Source organism: Thiobacillus sp. SCUT-2, assembly GCF_035621355.1.
Lineage (GTDB): Bacteria > Pseudomonadota > Gammaproteobacteria > Burkholderiales > Thiobacillaceae > Thiobacillus > Thiobacillus sedimenti.
The window spans coordinates 2785587-2802292 of record NZ_CP141769.1; the positions used below are offsets into that span (position 1 = coordinate 2785587).

Below are 16706 nucleotides of genomic sequence, written 5' to 3' on the forward strand. Positions count from 1 at the left end.
GAGTGACGCGCAACGTCGCCCCGCCGGGCACCGCCTCCGACTCAGCGCTGGGCATCCCCATCCTGCCGGCCGTCGTCGTAGGGGAAGCGGGTATGGCCGTACCGGATGATCAGCACCGCGAGCGTCAGCAGCAGCACCGACGTCGTCACGCCCAGCATGCGCCAGACGTCGAGGCTCTTCACGTCGAGCACCAGGTAGCGCGCCAGCGCCACGATCGCGATGTAGATCGGAAAACGCACCGGCAGCTGTCCCGAACGGAAGTACATCGCCACCATCGCGAGCACCTCCAGATAGAGGAACATCTGCAGCAGATCGGCGAGCGTCACCGTGCCGGCCGTCAGCATCGTCTTCACCTCGAACACGCCCGCGGCCAGCGTGGCGAGCGTGATGACGACGAGGCCGAGGCCCTCGAGCAGCCCAAGCACGCTCAGTGCAAGGCGCGGAAATGGTCGGTCTTTCGCGGGAATCATGGATGTGGTGGTCGCGTCGCCCGCAAGGATACCTCAAGCGGCGTCCGGACGGGCGTGCCCGAGCCATTCGCGCCAGATGGCGACCGAGACCGCGAGCAGTACCGGCCCCAGAAAGAGCCCGATCAGGCCGAACGCGTGCAGCCCGCCGAGCACCCCAAGAAACACCAGCAGGAAGGGGATGCGCGTCGGCCCGCTGATGACCAGCGGGCGGATCAGGTTGTCGACCCAGCTCACCACCAGCGCCCCCCAGAGGAACAACCCGAGTGCGGCGACGCTCTCGCCGTGCGCCAGCAGCGACAACGACAGCCCGATCCAGACCACCGGCCCGACGAACGGGATCAGCGACACCAGCGCCGTGATCACGCCCCACAAGGCCGGCGCCTCGATCCCCGCCACCCAGTAGCCGAGGCCGGCAAGCAGGCCCTGCGCCAGCGCGGTGAGCACGATGCCGAACACGACCGCGCGCACCGTCACGCCCACCGCATGGAGGTAGCCGCGCGCCGCCTCGCCCAGCCAGCGTGTCGCGACGCCGCGGACCTGGCCCAGCACGGAGGTGCCGTTGCGATAGAGGAAGAACAGCGCGAAGACCGCGAGGGCGAACTTCGCAACGTTGCGGCCGACGCCGCCGACCACGACCTTCAGGCTGGCGATGTCCGTGAGCCCGAGCGCCGACATCTGCGCGCGCACCCAGGCGGGATCGGCCTGCACGCGCTCGTATTGCGCGGCGATCCATGCGCCGCCCGGCCACGCGTGCACGCCCGCGGGCAGCGCTGGCAGGCCACTCGCCGCGATCTGCCGCAGCGTCGCCGAAGCGCCGGCAAGATCCGCCGCCACCGTGAGCAGCACCCACACCAGCGGCAGCAGCAGTGTCGCCGTGACGCCCAGCGTCATCAGGAGTGCCGCCAGATTCTCGCGCCGCGGCAAGGCCCGGCACACGCGCCGATACGACGGCCAGGTGACGTAAGCCAGGATGCCGGACCACGCCAGCGCCGCCAGAAAGGGCGACAGGACCCACGCGGTCAGCCCGAAGATCGAGACGAGAAACGCCAGCGCCACGACGCGGCGCGCCAGGGGAGAATCGAGCTGGGTCGGCATGAACGGTCTCCGTCAGGATTCAGCGCCTGGCGGCAAACGCGGCGCGGCGCACTAGGTTCGTGCGGCCCGCTTCCGCGTCACCCACAGGCTGGCGAACATGAAGGTGGCGATGATGAGGCCGACGATGCCGAGCGACAAGCCCACCGGGATCTTGTAGAAATCGACGATGAGCATCTTGGTGCCGACGAACACCAGCACCATCGCCAGGCCGTATTTCAGCAGATGGAAGCGGTCGGCCATGCCGGCGAGCATGAAGTACATCGCGCGCAGGCCGAGGATGGCGAAGATGTTCGAGGTGAACACGATGAAGGGATCGGTGGTGATGGCGAAGATCGCCGGGATCGAGTCGACCGCGAAGATCAGGTCGGACAGCTCGATCATGACCAGCACGAGGAACAGCGGCGTGAACACGCGCATGCCGTTCTCGACGACCCAGAATTTCTCGCCGCGGTAGTCCGGCGTCAGCCGCATGTGGCGCTTGATCCAGTTGAGCAGCGGGTTCTTCGCCAGGTCCGGCTCGGCCTCGGCGAACATCAGCATCTTCACGCCCGTGACAACAAGAAAGGCGCCGAAGAGATAGAGGATCCAGTGGAACTCCTTCACCAGCCAGGCGCCGGCCACGATCATGATCGCGCGCATCACGATCGCGCCGATCACGCCGTAAATCAGGACCCGCCGCTGGTATTCGGCAGGCACGGCGAAGAAGCCGAAGATCATCAGGAACACGAAGATGTTGTCGACTGCGAGCGATTTCTCGATCAGGTAGCCGGTCAGGAACTCCATCGCCTTGGCATCGGCGAGCTCGCTGCCGTACGCGCCCTTCAGGTACCACCATAGGCCGAGATTGAACAGCATGGCGAGTGCGAACCAGACGACGGACCAGCTCGCCGCTTCCTTGAAGCCGACCTTGTGCGCCTTGTTGCCGCCGACCAGGAAGAGGTCGACGGCGAGCATGACCAGCACGAAGCCGACGAAGGCCGCCCACATCCAGGGTTCGCCGATATTGATCGCAGCATTCATGTCGCGTTCGCTTCAGGCTGATTCAGAACCGGCGCTGCGCTTCACTGCGCCGCGCGCAGCGCGGCAATGCGCGCTTCGAGTGGCGGGTGCGTCATGAACAGGCGCTTGAGCCCCCCGTTGCCGCCGCCGGCGATGCCGAACGCGGCCATCTTGTCCGGTAGCGGCTGCGGATGCAGGCTCGCGAGGCGCTCCAGCGCGGCGATCATGGCGCCGCGTCCGGCAAGGCTTGCGCCGCCGCGGTCGGCACGGAATTCGCGCTGGCGCGAAAACCACATGACGATGATCGAGGCAAGGATGCCGAGCACCAGTTCGGCGACGATCATGGTGACGAAGAACGCCGGCCCATGGCCTTCCTCGTTCTTGAATACCACACGGTCGACCGTGTTGCCGATGACGCGCGAGAGGAACATCACGAAGGTGTTCACCACGCCCTGGATCAGCGCCAGCGTCACCATGTCGCCGTTGGCGGCGTGCGCGATCTCGTGGCCCAGCACGGCCTCCGCCTCCTGGCGCGTCATCTGCTGCAGCAGGCCGGACGACACGGCGACCAGCGAGCTGTTCTTGCTCATGCCGGTGGCGAAGGCGTTCACCTCGGGCGAGTCGTAGATGCCGACTTCCGGCATCCTGATGCCCGCCTGCTGCGAATACTTGCGGATGGTCTCGACCAGCCAGAACTCGGTCGAGTTGGAAGGCGTCTCGATCACCCGTACGCCCATCGACATCTTCGCCGACCACTTCGAGATCGCCAGCGAAATGAACGAGCCGCCGAATCCCATCACGGCCGCGAAGATCAGCAGCGAGCCGAGATTCAAGCCCTGCGCGGTCAGGTAGGGCTCGACGCCCAGGATACGCATGGTGAGCGACAGCACCAGCACGATCGCCAGGTTGGTGGCAAGGAACAGCACGATACGCTTCATCGAATTCTCCTCAATAACCGGATCACGGGCGGAATGGCCCCATGCACGGACATACGACACTATATAGCCGGATAAATCACAATAAAATTCGAAATTTAAGTTGTTATCATTCGTTAATCTCGAAATAGAACGCGCATGCTCAACTACAAGCACCTCCACTACTTCCGCACCGTCGCGAAGGCCGGCAGCCTGGCGCGCGCCGCCGAAAAGCTCCATCTGACGCCGCAGACGCTGTCCGGCCAGATCAGCGGGTTCGAGGCACGCCTGGGCGTGGCGCTGTTCCGCCGCAGCGGGCGGCGACTCGAACTGACCGACGCGGGCCGCACGGCGCTGACGTACGCCGACGAAATCTTCGGCATCGGCGCCGAACTCGAAGAGGCGCTGCAGACCGGCCCCACGGCCCGTGCGCATCCGTTCCGCGTCGGCATCGCCGACGTGGTGCCGAAGACCATCGCCTACCAGCTGCTGGCGCCGGCGCTTACCCTGGCCGAGCCCGTCAAGCTCGTCTGCCGGGAGGACCGCCTGGCGCAGCTCGCGGCGGAGCTCTCGATTCACCGGCTCGACATGGTGCTGGCGGACCGGCCGCTCCCCTCCAACATGGATATCAAGGGCTACAGCCACCCGCTCGGCGAATGCGGCATCGCCTTCCTGGCGGCGCGCACCGTGGCAGCCTCGATGCACGCGGACTTTCCGGCCAGTCTTGCCGGCGCGCCGCTCCTCATCCCAGGGGAAGACAGCGCGCTGCGGGTGCCGCTGCTGCGCTGGCTGGAGCGCAAGGGCGTGCAACCGACCATCGTCGGCGAGTTCGACGACAGCGCCCTGATGAGCGCCTTCGGCCAGGCGGGCGCCGGGGTATTCCCGGTCCCGCTCACGACCGCGAAGGCGGTGAGGCGGCAATATGACGTCGTGGAAGTCGGGCGCACGCTGGAGATTCGCGAGCGCTTCTTCGCCATCTCGGTCGAGCGCCGCCTGAGCCATCCGGCCGTCGTCGCCGTGAGCGAGGCCGCCCGCCTGAGCCTGCAGCCGCAGGACGCCGACTGAGCCGAGAGGCGTCAGGCCGCCAGCAGGCGCGCCGCCTCGGCCGGCGTCACGAGGCGGAACCAGGCGGCGCAGCGGCGGCGCAGCCTGAGCAGGGCGCGGTCCTTGCTGACCAGTGCGGATGCGCCGGCGGCGGCCAATTCGAGGAATTTCTGGTCGTCGGGGTCGCTGCAGCGCGGCAGCGCGGTCGGCGGCGCGAGCCGGGCGAGCGGAACGGCGAGGCGTTCATAGGAGGCGAACAATTCAGCCTGCCGCAGCGCGTCGAGGGCAAACTCGGGATAGGCCAGCACGCGCCGCCACTCTTCCAGGGTCGCCTCCGACACCGCGCAGCGCACCCGTCCCGTCGCCAGCGCCTCGCGCAATGGCCGCGCTTGCGGATCGTCGAACACCAGCAGGTCGAGCACCACGTTGGTGTCGAGCACCCAGAGGGCAGCGGGGTCGCCCCTATTCAATATCCGTATGCTCGGCGATGAATTCGCGCACCCAGTGCTCCGGCTTCGCGCTCGCGAAGCGCCCGACGATCTCGCCCTTGACGAACAGCAGCACGGTGGGAAATCCCCGCAGGCCATAGCGGCCGGCGAGCTTCATGTTGGCGCCCTCGTCGACCTCGACCTTGGCGAGGCGGATCCTGCCGTCATAGTGGGCGATGACGCGGTCGAGCACGGGGCTCAGCGCGCGGCAGGGCGGGCACCAGTCGGCCCAGAAGTCGACCAGGACGGGCAGGGCGTGGGACGCCTCGATGACGTCGCGGTCGAAGTGCTCCAGGTGGGTATCGAAGATGGGGCCCGGCGCATGGGCCTGAAGGTCGGTCATGACGATTGCGGCAATAAAACGAACGGCCGCCTATTTTGCCTCAATGGCAGGCCTTTTCCGTCCGCTATAGAAACTGCTTAACCCGACGTGCGAATGGCGCTACCGTAACGCCCATGGAAGAACGCTTCTATCGCGAGCAGGAGATTGCCCGGCTGCCGGACTTCCTCCCGGCCGCGACCTACAACCTCGCGCACACGCTGCTGGCGCGCGCGGGCACCTGCCTGTTCGTGCCGATCCGCAGCATGCAGTACATGGCCGTGCTGGATGCGGAGGAGTTCATTTTCGTCGACAGCCAGAATCGCGCGTGGGTCGAACTGGCCTGGCAGCATTTCCGCCCGCAGGCGCGGGCGTCGCTCGACGAACGCGTGCCATTCGAGGTGGTGCACTACCTGCCCCAGGCGGCGGAGACCATGAAGCGCCTGCCGGCTGAATTCCACCAGGCGCTGCTGCTGCTTGCCGGGCGCCAGAAACCGGACACGCCCGCCACCGTGCTCACGCTCCATGCCGGGGCGAAGGCGCCGCCCGACGACACCGCGGGCTGACCCCAGGCGGGCGCGACGTCATTCCTTGAGCTTGGAGATGCCGAGTGCGCGCAGCGTGAGATTCTCGTAGAAGGGCCCGACGTTGCCCTTCTTGATCTTGCGCAGGAAGTATTTCTCGAACGCGATCTTGGCGAGGTGCACCCACTTGCCCTCGGAGAACCAGTTGACGTTGCGCGGCGGAATCTGCGGCAGCGCGACGAAGGCGATGCCGGTATCGCCGAAGTCGGCCAGGCAGACCGCGTTCCAGGTCGCCTTCTCGGCAGGTTCCTTGCCGTCGAGCAGCGCGCGGATGTTGTGCGCGGTCGCCGTCACCATCGACTCGATCATGTAGCCCGTCTTCGGCGTGCCGGTGGGCACCGGCGTTGCCTCGACCGGTGGAATGGCGACGCATACCCCGACTGAGAAGACGTTCCTGAACGTGGGGTTGCGCTGGTAGGGGTCGATCACGACGAAGCCACGCGGATTGGTCAGGCCCTCGATGCCGATCACCGCGTCCACGCCCTTGAAGGCGGGCAGCATCATCGAATACTTGAACGGCAGTTCGTGCTGCTTTTTCTCGCTGCCGTCCTCGTTCACCTCGGTGACGAACATCTTGCCGGCCTCGATCCTGCTGACCTTGGCATTGCAGATCCACTTGATGTGCCGGTCGCGGAAGGCCGACTCGATCATGCCCTTGGAGTCGCCGACGCCGCCCAGCCCGAGGTGGCCGATGTAGGGTTCCGCCGTGACGAAGGTCATCGGCACCTTGTCGCGCAGCTTGCGGCGCCGCAGGTCGGTCTCCATGATCATCGCGAACTCGTAGGCCGGCCCGTAGCAGGAGGCGCCCTGCACGGCCCCGACGACGATGGGTCCCGGATCCTTGACGAAGGCCTCCCAGGCGTCGCTCGACGTCACCGCGTGGTCGACGTGGCAGACCGACTGCGTGTGCCCGCCCGGGCCCAGTCCCTCGACCTCGTCGAAGGCCAGCTTCGGTCCGGTCGCGATGATCAGGTAGTCGTACTCGACGCTGCGGCCGTCGTCGAGTTCGACGCGGTTCTCGGCGGGGTGCACGCGCTTCGCGCCGACCGCGATGAAATCGATGTTCTTCCTCCTGAGAATGGGCTCGATGGGAAGTTCGATGTCCTGGCGCGTCCGCCACTTGACCGCGACCCAGGGATTGGACGGCACGAAGTGGAAATTCGGCGTATTCGAGATGACCGTGATGCGGTCTTCCGGTCGCGCGCTCTCCCGCATCTCGAACGCCATCGGCATGCCGCCGATGCCTGCCCCCATAATGACGATGTGAGCCATGGTTCGCCCTCCATGAGATAAGTCCCAGTTTTTTATGTATAAACCGGGCCCGCGAAAGCGCAACCCGCCACCCCGCGACCGGCCCGGCGGCGCGAGGGGGAGTGGTATCATCCATGGGGTTTGCCCCGTTCACCGCTTTTGATCGAGACGTTCCATGATTCGCAAGAACCCTTCCGGACACGTGCCTGTCGTGCATGAGACCGCCTTCGTCGACCCGACCGCCATCCTGTGCGGCAAGATCGTCGTCGAGGAGAATGTGTTCATCGGGCCCTACGCCGTGATCCGCGCCGATGAGCTCGACGAGCACGGCGACATGGAGGCCATCGTCATCGGCGCCAACTCCAACATCCAGGACGGCGTCGTCATCCACTGCAAGGCCGGCGGCGGCGTCACCATCGGACGTGGCAGCTCGATCGCCCACCGCTCCATCGTCCATGGTCCCTGCACCGTGCATGACAACGTATTCGTCGGCTTCAACTCCGTGCTGTTCAACTGCACCGTCGGCGAGGGTTCGGTGATCCGCCACAACTCGGTCGTCGAGGGCTGCTCCGTGCCTGCCGGCTTCTATATCCCGTCGACCGCGAACATCCATTCCGACGCCGACCTCGCGACGATCGAACGCGTATCGCCGGACGCGGCCAGCTTCTCGGAAAGCGTCGCGCAGGCGAACAGCGAGCTCGTCAAGGGCTACAAGCGCATCCGCAACGAGTTCTGACGAACGGCATGATCGCGGCGCTGGAATCCTGGCGCGCCGGGTTGTTTCACCGGCGGCACCTGATGCGGAACCTGGGCGCCGGCCTGGTGGTCGGCGTGGTGGCCCTGCCGCTGGCGATGGCCTTCGCGATCGCCAGCGGCGCGCGCCCCGAACAGGGCATCTACACCGGCATCGTCGCCGGCTTCCTGACCGCACTGCTCGGCAGCTCGCGCGTATCGATCAGTGGCCCGACCGGCGCCTTCATCGCGATCCTCGCCGGCATCACCGCGAAGTACGGCATCGACGGCCTGCAGATCGCCAGCATCATGGCCGGCCTGATCCTGCTGGCGATGGGCCTGGTCAAGCTCGGCGGCATCATCCGCTTCATCCCGACGCCGGTGATCACCGGCTTCACCAGCGGCATCGCGATCATCATCTGGGTCGGGCAGTGGAAGGATTTCTTCGGCCTGCATCCGGCCGCCTCCGGCCGCCACTTCCACGAAAAGCTCGCGGCACTGGTCGCGGCCCTGCCGGACTTCCACCTGGCCACCACCCTGCTCGCCCTGAGCGCGCTGGCGCTGGTCGTCATCATGCCGCGCCTGATCCGCCGCATCCCCAGCCCGCTGATCGCGATGGTCGCGGTCACGGTCGCGCAGGCCTACTTTCATTTCGACGGCGTCGCCACCATCGGCAGCGCGTTCGGCGGCATTCCGCCCGGCCTGCCCGAGCCGCACCTGCCGTCGGTCAGCTTCGCCCGCGTGCTGGAACTGCTCGGACCGGCCATCACCATTGCCATGCTGGGTGCGATCGAGTCGCTGCTGTGCGCGGTGGTCGCGGACGGCATGGCCGGCACCCGCCACAACCCCAATCAGGAACTGGTCGGACTCGGCATCGCGAACATCGCCGCGCCGATTTTCGGCGGCTTCGCCGCCACTGGCGCGATCGCACGCACCGCAACCAGCATCCGCAACGGTGGCGACAGCCCGCTCGCCGGCGTCGTGCACGCACTGACGCTCGTCGCCGTCCTCGTCGCACTGGCGCCGCTGGCCGCCAATATTCCGCTTGCCGCGCTGGCGGCCATCCTGTTCGTGGTGGCGTGGAACATGAGCGAGGCACGCCATTTCGTCGACCTCCTGCGCCATGCGCCGGTCAACGACAAGGTGCTGCTGCTGATCACCTTCCTGCTCACCGTGTTCGCCGACCTCGTCATCGCCGTGAACGTCGGCGTGCTGCTCGCGGCGCTGCTGTTCATGAAGCGCATGAGCGAGACGGTGACGATCGAGGGAGAAAGCGACACCAGCCTGGCGGCGGTGTGCCCGGTCGGCCTGCCGAAAGGGGTGCAGGTCTACTCGATCGACGGCCCGCTGTTCTTCGGCGCCGCCGCGACCTTCGAGCGCACGCTCGCCGGCCTGCACGACCACACGCGGGTGCTGATCCTGCGTCTGGGGCAGGTGCCGATGGCCGACGTCACGGCCATGCAGGCGCTGGCCGACCTGACGCGCCATTTCCAGCAGCGGGGGGTGAAAGTGCGGCTGTGCGAGGCGAATGCGCGCATCAATGACAAGCTTGCCAATTTCGGGCTGCTCGACCAGCTCGGCCAGGCCGACGCCCGCATCAGCCTGGTGGACGTGCTGGCGCAGGCCGCAGACGAAGGCGCGGCCGCCTGAGCGGGACCGGATCGCGTCGCCGCGGTCGGAACGCCGCCCATCCCGCCTGACGTGTCTGGCCGGCAACCGCCGGCCCCGCATCATCGCCCCGTCCGGAAATGCCATCCCCAGGGTCGGGCCGGGCTCGTCGCATTCTTGTCGACGGCGACGTCGGCGCCGCAGAACGGACCCGACCTGCCCCCTTCGAGCGAACCGGCGCAAATGGCGCTACACTTAGCCAGACCCGGTTCCGCGTCAGGCCGGCTTTCAAACAGCCCACAAGGGAGACGATGCGACTGCACTTGCGTGCCTCCATGCGCCCGTTCGGCTTTGTCTTCAAGCTGGCCAGTTCCCGGGGGCTGATGGTGTTGCTGCTGGCGTGGCCGTATTCTGCCCTCGCCGGCACCGAGACGCGCGAAGTGCGCATCGGCGTGTACGAGAATCCGCCCAAGATCACCGTCGGACGGAATGACCAGCCGGACGGCATCTTCGGCAACCTGCTGACCGAGATCGCCCACAGGGAAGGTTGGACGCTGCGCGCCGTCCCGTGCAAATGGGAGGCCTGCCTCGAGGCCCTGCAGGTGGGGCGGATCGATCTTCTTCCAGACGTCGCCCGGACGAAGGCGCGCGAAAGGCAGTTCGACTTCCATGCGGAACCCGTCCTGCAGAGCTGGTCGGCCCTGTACGTCCCCTTGGGCTATCGGTCGCAGTCGATGCTCGATTTCAAGGGCAAGCGCATTGCAGTGCTCGATCGCTCCGTTCAACAGGGCTACCTCCGCACCTTGTTCGCCGGCTTCGGCATCGATGTCACGCTGGTTCCGGTCGCGTCGTTCGACGAGGGATTCGTGCTCGTGGAACAGGGCAGGGCCGACGCCGCGGCCGTCAATCACTACTACGGCGAGTTCAATGCCCGGCGCTACGGACTGATGTCCTCGTCGATCATGTTCCAGCCGTCGCAGCTGTTCTTTGCCGCTTCCCATGGCGCGAATGCCGATCTGCTGGCCGCGATAGACCGTGATCTGGCAGCCTGGCAGAACAGTCCGGGCTCGCCTTACTACAAGGTGCTGGAACGGTGGATGGTGCCGCCACCGGCCACGGTGTTGCCGGTCTGGTGGCGTTGGGCGACAGGCGGAATCCTGGCGATCATCGTGGTCGTGCTGTTGATCAATGCCATGTTGCGCCGCCGGGTTCGCGCCCAGACCGCGCGACTCGAAGAAGACCTCGTTCAACTCCGGCAGGCCGACGCGGTTTTGAACCGGCAGCACAGCTTCATCCAGTCCCTGATCCGCACCATACCGGATCTGGTCTGGATCAAGGATCCGGACGGCGTTTATCTGGCCTGCAACCCAAGTTTCGAATCGTTCTTCGGCGCGGCGGAAGCCGATATCGTCGGCAAGACCGATTACGACTTCGTCGATCGCGAACGAGCCGATTTCTTCCGTGCCAATGATCGTGCGGCGACGGTCGCCGGCAAGCCCACCGTGAACGAGGAGTGGCTGACGTTTTCGGCGGACGGCTACCACGGCCTGTTCGAGACGACCAAGACGCCGATGTTCGATGCCCAGGGACGCCTCACCGGCGTGCTCGGCATCGCGCACGACATCACCGCCCGCAAGAAGATCGAGCAGGCGCTGCGGGAAAGCGAGGAGCACCTGAAGGAGGCGCAGGCCATGGCCCACTTGGGCAACTGGAGCCTCGACCTCACGACCGGCGCGGCGGTGTGGTCCGACGAGGAATACCGCCTGCTCGGCTACGAGCCCGGCAGCGTCGCACCGACCTCGGAGAATTTCATGAGAGCGGTTCATCCGCAGGATATCGCGGCGGTGACGGCAGAAATGCAACGCATCCTGAAACCAGGGGAAAAGGATCCGTTTCACATCGTGCATCGCGTCGCCGGCGCGGCTGGCGAGCGGATCGTCGAACAGCTCGGCAAGGTCAGCTTCGACGCGCACGGTCAACCGGTCCGCATGTTCGGCACCACGACCGACATCACCGAGCGTACGCGCACCGAGAGACGGATCGAGCATCTCGCCTACCATGACCAACTCACGGGCCTGCCGAACCGGTCGCTGCTTCTCGACCGCCTGGGCCAGGTCCTGGCGGCGTCCCGACGCGGCAAGCGCTTCGGCGCCGTGATGTTCGTGGACCTCGACCAGTTCAAGCACATCAACGACGTGCACGGACATGCCATCGGCGACAAGGTGCTCAACGACGTCGCCCAGCGCCTGCGCTATTACCTGCGCGAAGGCGACACCGTGGCCCGCTTCGGCGGCGACGAGTTCGTCATCCTCCTGCCGGAGTTGTCCACCGACCAGGAGGTGGCCGCCACCCTCGCGCTCTCGGTGGCGGAAAAGATCCGCGCCGCCCTCGAGCAGCCCGCGCGCATCGACGGACAGGATTACCGCGCCACGGCCAGCATCGGCGTGTCCCTGTTCCCGAAGCAGGGCGAGAACGCGGACGACCTGATCCGCGAGGCCGATATCGCCATGTACCGCGCCAAGGACAGCGGCCGCAACGCGCTGATGTTCTTCGAGCAGGACATGCAGGCCCACATCACCGAGCGCTATGCGCTGGAGCGGGATCTGCGCGACGCGGTCAAGCAGGACAGGCTCGAGCTTTTCCTGCAATCCCAGGTCAACGCGGACGGCGACGTCATCGGCGCGGAGGCGCTGGTGCGCTGGCATCACCCCACGCGGGGCCTGGTTTCACCCGCTGCCTTCATCCCCCTGGCGGAGGAAACCGGCCTCATCGTCGCAATCGGCGACTGGGTGCTGGGCGAAACCTGCCGCCTGCTCGCCCGCTTGCAGGCATGCGGCCACAGCCTGCGCCTTGCGGTAAACGTGAGCCCGCGCCAATTCCACCAGGCGAATTTCGTCTCGCGGGTCGAGGAGGCGCTTGTCAGGACGGGCGCCGACCCCCGCTCCCTCACGCTGGAGATCACGGAGAACCTGTTGGTGACGCAAACCGCCGACGTGGTATCGCGCATGCTGGCGCTGTCGGATTTGGGAATCCGCTTCGCCATCGACGATTTCGGCACCGGATATTCGTCCCTGGCCTATCTCAAGCGCATGCCCGTCGACGAACTGAAGATCGACAAGAGCTTCGTCCAGGACGTGCCCCGCGACCCCAACGACGTCGCGCTGGTGGAAACCATCCTCTCCATGGCCCGCCACCTGCGCTTCGAAGTGGTCGCCGAGGGCGTGGAGACCGAGGCGCAGTTGGCGTTCCTGGTCGACCAGGGCTGCAGGTATTTCCAGGGATATTTCTTCCAGCGCCCCGAGCCGTCCGGGATTTGGCTGGGTCGGCTGAAGACGCCGCCGCGATCGCCCGCCTAGGAGGAAGGCCTGGGGTGGGCGACGCAAGTGCTGGGACGTGCAGTCCGCACGCGTCAGTCGTCCTCGCCCAGTTCGGGATTCCACCCCTTGGACCTGGCGAGCGCCATCGCACGCTCGTAGAGTTGCGCATGGCGCTCGCGCAGTTCCGGCGGCAGACGGCTCGGCAGGTTGGCGTACTTGTCCCATTCCTTCTCGACCTTGTCCATCAGGCTCTGCATGCGGCCGAGATCCCAGCCGGCGCAGTCCTCGCTCTCGGGGATGAAGCCGAACAGCCATCCGTCGAGCACGATGCGCCCGAGCTGGGTCATGCCGTGCTTGTCGTTCTTGAAGCCGACGTAAGTTTCCATTGATCAACCTTGTCTGGCCGCGGCGCTTCCGGAAGGAGCGCCGCGGTTCGCGTTTAACGGGTCAGGCCAGCATACAGCATCGGCAATTTCTCGGGCAGGCGCTGCACATGGTCGACGACCATGTAGTTCTTCTGCCCGAAGATGCGGCTGACGTAGTTGTCGGCGCGCGGGTCGAGGCTCATGCAGTAGGTCGTGACGCCGTTGCGCGCCACTTCCTCGACCGCCTTCTTGGTGTCGTAGCGCAGGTACTGCGGATCGCGCACGTCGATGTCGGCCGGCTCGCCATCGGTGATGACGATCAGGAGCTTCTTCGCCGAGCGCTGCAGCTTCAGATGGTGGCCGGCGTGGCGGATCGCCGCGCCCATGCGGGTCGACAGCTGGCCGGTCATGCCGGCGAGCTTCGCCTTCGGCACCTCGTCCCAGTGCTGGTCGAAGTCCTTGAAGCGGTAGTATTCGACGTTGTGGCGTCCGTCCGAACAGAAGCCGTGGATCGCGAACGGATCGCCGACCTTGTTGATCGCGTCCGAGAGCAGCACGCAGGCCTGCCGGGTGAGTTCCAGCACCGAGTATTCCTGGTCCTGCACCTTCTCGTTGGTCGACTCCGAGAGATCGAGCAGCACGAGGATCGAGAAGTCGCGCGTCTTCCTGACCGAGCGCATCATGATGCGCGGGTCGGGCTGGTTGCCGAGCCGGATGTCGGTGAAGCTCTGGATCGCCGCGTTGATGTCGATCTCGTCGCCGTCCTCCAGCTTGCGGATGCGCTGCACGCCCTGCGGCTGCATGGCGTCGAGCAGGAACTTCATGCGGTGGATCTCGCGCTTGTATTGCGAGGTGATGCCGTCGATGACGTCGAGCTCGCCCGACGTGGCGCGCTTCTCCAGCACCGTCGCCCAGGCCGGGCGCTCGAGCTGGATCTGGTAATCCCACTCCGAGTAGTGGAAGGGCTCGGACACCGGCTCCTTGCCTTCCATTTCGTTGAAAGACTTGCCGCCGCTCGACTCGCCGATGTTCTCGTACGGAAAGAGTTCGGTCGACAGCACCCAGATTTCCTCGGCGTCGTCGCCGGCGGTCTCGACGTCGATCTCGTTGATCATCTCCATCACGCTGACGTGCTTGCGCACCTGCTTGACGGACTCGTAGCCGGCGGTCGCCGCCTTCGCGAAATCGAATTCCTCGAACGCCCAGAAATAGCGATTGTCGTCGCGGTAGGGCGCGGTCAGGACGTCGGTGCGCGGATTGAATGGGATCTTTCTTTCGGCGATACGGTGGGCAAGCTGCACGCCGATGTCCCACGAGGTCTGGTTGGACCGGAGCTTGTCCTGCGCGGCGGCGAACAGCGCGCGGCCTTCCGCGACCCAGGGATCGTCGTCGACGTAGGTCTCGTCGAGCAGGGCGCGCGCCAGGCGATTGAGGTAGTCGCCAACGCTGGCGCTCATCTCCGGCGTCGCGGTATGAAGCTTGGCCCACAGCTGCTTCAGGCCCGGGAAGCGGCGGACCGAGAGCGTCTCGACGCGGGCGTCCTCGATCACCGAGATCACCGCCATCTGCAGCGGATTCAGCGCCTCGGCCGAGATCGGCACGCGGGTCTCGACCACGTGCGCGGCGCAGTGGGCCGCGGTCGCACGGTAGAGTTCGAGGCCCGAAACCGGCTCCATGCCCTCCGGCGCGAAATCGTCGAAGGCATCCGGCAGGTGCAGCAGATAGTCCTCGATGTAGGGCTTGTAGCCCTCGCGCGACTCGAAGTCGCCCGAGGTCGGGCGCATGAAGAAGTCGCGTGCCCACAGCGCGCGCAGGTACATGTTGATGCGGCGCTGCACGTCGACCAGCAGCGTGCCCTTGCGCTCCTTCTGCAGCATCGCCAGCGACTCTTTCGATTCGAGGCCGAAGTAGCGGATCTGCTCCTCATAGTTGGTGCGGTGCGCGTGCGCACCCCACAATGCCCAGCGCCGCAGGCCGCCCAGCGTCAGGTTCTGGAACAGCACCTCCAGCTTGTCGAGCATCGGACGCACGCCGCGCGGTGCCTGCGCGATCAAGGTATTGAGGAATTGCAGGTAGTTGAGGAACAGCTGGGCGTCGCCGAGGCGGTTGGCCGCGGTGGGCGCCGTGGCGAGCAGGAGTTCGATCACCGCGCCGGAGGTCTTCGACGCCAGCATCAGCGCGGCGGTGGCGAGGTCGCCGACCACGTCCTCGCCGACTTCCTTGGCGACGCGCGGCGCCTCCTCGATCCAGGTCTCCACCAGCGAGTCGCCGCGCCCGAGGCCGCGGATCGCGGAGATCCCCTTCAGGTAGTTGTCGAGCCCGCGCGGCGAGAACACCTTGGTGGCCTCGTGCCAGTTGGCGTCGAGCGCCGCCCGGCTGTGCTCGGACAGGTCTTCCAGCAGTTCGGCGTAGTCTTCGAGTTTGATCGACATGGCTTGGTGAGCAGTGAACGGTGAGCAGTGAACGGTAAGCGGCGTGCGGCTTCAGCGGTTTATCCGCTTGCCGCTCACCGCTCGCCCCTTCCCATCAGAAGAACGTCGTCACCGCAGCGTCGAGCGCGTCGCGCATGTCGGGATCATCCGTGATCGGGCGGACCAGCGCGACGCGGCACGCGGCCTGCGGGTTGACGCCCTTGGCGATCAGCGAGCCTGCGTAGATCAGCATGCGGGTCGACAGGCCTTCGTCGAGGCCGTGGCCCTTGAGGTTGCGCGAACGCTCGGCAATGGAAACGAGCTTGCCGGCGACATCGGCATTGATGCTCGCCTCGTGCGCCACGATCTCGGTCTCGATGTCGTGCGCGGGGTAGGTGAAGTCCAGGCCGCCGAAGCGCTGCTTGGTCGACTGCTTGAGATCCTTCATCAGGCTCTGATAGCCGGGGTTGTAGGAAATCACAATCTGGAAGTCGGGGTGGGCATGGACCAACTCACCTTTTTTTTCCAGCGGCAGCACCCGGCGATTGTCGGTCAACGGGTGAATCACCACGGTGGTGTCCTGGCGCGCTTCCACGACTTCGTCCAGGTAGCAGATGGCGCCGTGGCGCGCGGCGATCGCGAGCGGGCCGTCCTGCCACTCGGTGCCCGAGGCGGACAGCAGGAAACGGCCGACCAGGTCGGACGCGGTCATGTCCTCGTTGCAGGCCACGGTGATGAGCGGCTTGTTGAGCTTGTGCGCCATGTATTCGACGAAGCGCGTCTTGCCGCAGCCGGTCGGGCCCTTCAGCATCATCGGCATGCGCACCGAATAGGCGGCTTCGAACAGCTCGACCTCGTCGGCGACGGGGCGGTAGTAGGGTTCCTGGGTGATGCGGTACTGATCGACGATAGTGCTCATTTCAATTCCCTTTTATTCATCCGCGAAGAACGCGAAGAGACGCGAAGGAGGATCTTCAAAACGCGCGCCCACTTGAAGCTCCACCTCTGGCAAGCACTGGATTGTGTCCGACCAGCCGAGGCTTTCTTCGCGCTTCTTCGCGTCCTTCGCGGATAAACAAGACAAACAAAAAGCCCCCGCGCCCTGCGGG

Annotated in this window: 15 protein-coding genes; 5 read left to right on the forward strand and 10 right to left on the reverse strand. The window is 65.9% G+C overall.

Annotated elements, in window-relative coordinates; all coding sequences use genetic code 11:
• Positions 1-41: 41 nt before the first annotated feature.
• Genes VA613_RS13840 through htpX form a run of 4 tightly spaced genes read right to left on the reverse strand, consistent with a single transcriptional unit; the run spans position 42 to position 3502 of the window.
• Positions 42-470, reverse strand: a complete 429-nt coding sequence (locus tag VA613_RS13840; protein ID WP_324779604.1) for a phosphate-starvation-inducible protein PsiE — start codon at positions 468-470, stop codon at positions 42-44.
• Positions 471-503: 33 nt separating this feature from the next.
• Positions 504-1565, reverse strand: coding sequence for an AI-2E family transporter (locus VA613_RS13845; protein WP_324779605.1), 1062 nt, complete (start codon positions 1563-1565; stop codon positions 504-506).
• Positions 1566-1616: 51 nt separating this feature from the next.
• Entirely contained in the window at positions 1617-2585 is a 969-nt protein-coding gene (locus tag VA613_RS13850) for a TerC family protein (RefSeq protein ID WP_324779606.1), read from the reverse strand.
• 41 nt (positions 2586-2626) lie between these two features.
• Complete coding sequence (gene htpX / locus VA613_RS13855) at positions 2627-3502, reverse strand: protease HtpX (protein WP_324779607.1); 876 nt, start codon at positions 3500-3502, stop codon at positions 2627-2629.
• Positions 3503-3637: 135 nt separating this feature from the next.
• Here htpX and nhaR point away from each other — a divergent pair, with 135 nt between their 5' ends.
• Positions 3638-4543 carry a transcriptional activator NhaR gene (nhaR, locus tag VA613_RS13860; protein WP_324779608.1) on the forward strand — a complete coding sequence of 302 codons (906 nt, stop codon included), beginning with the start codon at positions 3638-3640 and terminating at the stop codon, positions 4541-4543.
• An 11-nt stretch (positions 4544-4554) separates the two neighbouring features.
• On the opposite strand, the gene VA613_RS13865 is transcribed toward nhaR, so the two are convergent.
• Positions 4555-4992: a putative toxin-antitoxin system toxin component, PIN family gene (locus VA613_RS13865; RefSeq protein ID WP_324779609.1), complete on the reverse strand. Its 438-nt coding sequence runs from the start codon at positions 4990-4992 to the stop codon at positions 4555-4557.
• Positions 4985-5353 carry a thioredoxin family protein gene (locus VA613_RS13870; protein ID WP_324779610.1) on the reverse strand — a complete coding sequence of 123 codons (369 nt, stop codon included), beginning with the start codon at positions 5351-5353 and terminating at the stop codon, positions 4985-4987. The genes VA613_RS13865 and VA613_RS13870 overlap by 8 nt, the downstream gene beginning before the upstream one ends.
• Before the next feature lie 113 nt (positions 5354-5466).
• Here VA613_RS13870 and VA613_RS13875 point away from each other — a divergent pair, with 113 nt between their 5' ends.
• The gene (locus VA613_RS13875) at positions 5467-5895 is read left to right on the forward strand and encodes a hypothetical protein (RefSeq protein WP_324779611.1); all 429 of its coding nucleotides are present in this window, start codon (positions 5467-5469) and stop codon (positions 5893-5895) included.
• Between the two features lie 18 nt (positions 5896-5913).
• Here the strand turns inward: VA613_RS13875 and VA613_RS13880 are convergent, their stop codons facing one another.
• A complete protein-coding gene (locus VA613_RS13880) occupies positions 5914-7185 on the reverse strand; it encodes an NAD(P)/FAD-dependent oxidoreductase (RefSeq protein ID WP_324779612.1) in 1272 nt (423 codons plus the stop codon).
• Positions 7186-7366: 181 nt separating this feature from the next.
• Between VA613_RS13880 and VA613_RS13885 the strand changes: the two genes are divergently transcribed.
• The 3 genes from VA613_RS13885 (at position 7367) to VA613_RS13895 (ending at position 12860) form a co-directional block, all read left to right on the forward strand.
• On the forward strand, positions 7367-7900 hold the full coding sequence (locus VA613_RS13885) for an LbetaH domain-containing protein (RefSeq protein ID WP_324779613.1): 534 nt from the start codon (positions 7367-7369) through the stop codon (positions 7898-7900).
• Positions 7901-7908: 8 nt separating this feature from the next.
• Positions 7909-9546 carry a SulP family inorganic anion transporter gene (locus tag VA613_RS13890; RefSeq protein ID WP_324779614.1) on the forward strand — a complete coding sequence of 546 codons (1638 nt, stop codon included), beginning with the start codon at positions 7909-7911 and terminating at the stop codon, positions 9544-9546.
• A gap of 269 nt (positions 9547-9815) precedes the next feature.
• Positions 9816-12860, forward strand: coding sequence for an EAL domain-containing protein (locus VA613_RS13895; protein ID WP_324779615.1), 3045 nt, complete (start codon positions 9816-9818; stop codon positions 12858-12860).
• Positions 12861-12913: 53 nt separating this feature from the next.
• On the opposite strand, the gene VA613_RS13900 is transcribed toward VA613_RS13895, so the two are convergent.
• From VA613_RS13900 to VA613_RS13910, 3 genes are all read right to left on the reverse strand, one after another.
• A complete protein-coding gene (locus tag VA613_RS13900; protein ID WP_324779616.1) occupies positions 12914-13207 on the reverse strand; it encodes a hypothetical protein in 294 nt (97 codons plus the stop codon).
• A gap of 53 nt (positions 13208-13260) precedes the next feature.
• Entirely contained in the window at positions 13261-15618 is a 2358-nt protein-coding gene (locus tag VA613_RS13905; RefSeq protein ID WP_324779617.1) for a nitric oxide reductase activation protein NorD, read from the reverse strand.
• 94 nt (positions 15619-15712) lie between these two features.
• Positions 15713-16516, reverse strand: a complete 804-nt coding sequence (locus VA613_RS13910) for a CbbQ/NirQ/NorQ/GpvN family protein (RefSeq protein ID WP_324779618.1) — start codon at positions 16514-16516, stop codon at positions 15713-15715.
• Positions 16517-16706 lie beyond the last annotated feature (190 nt).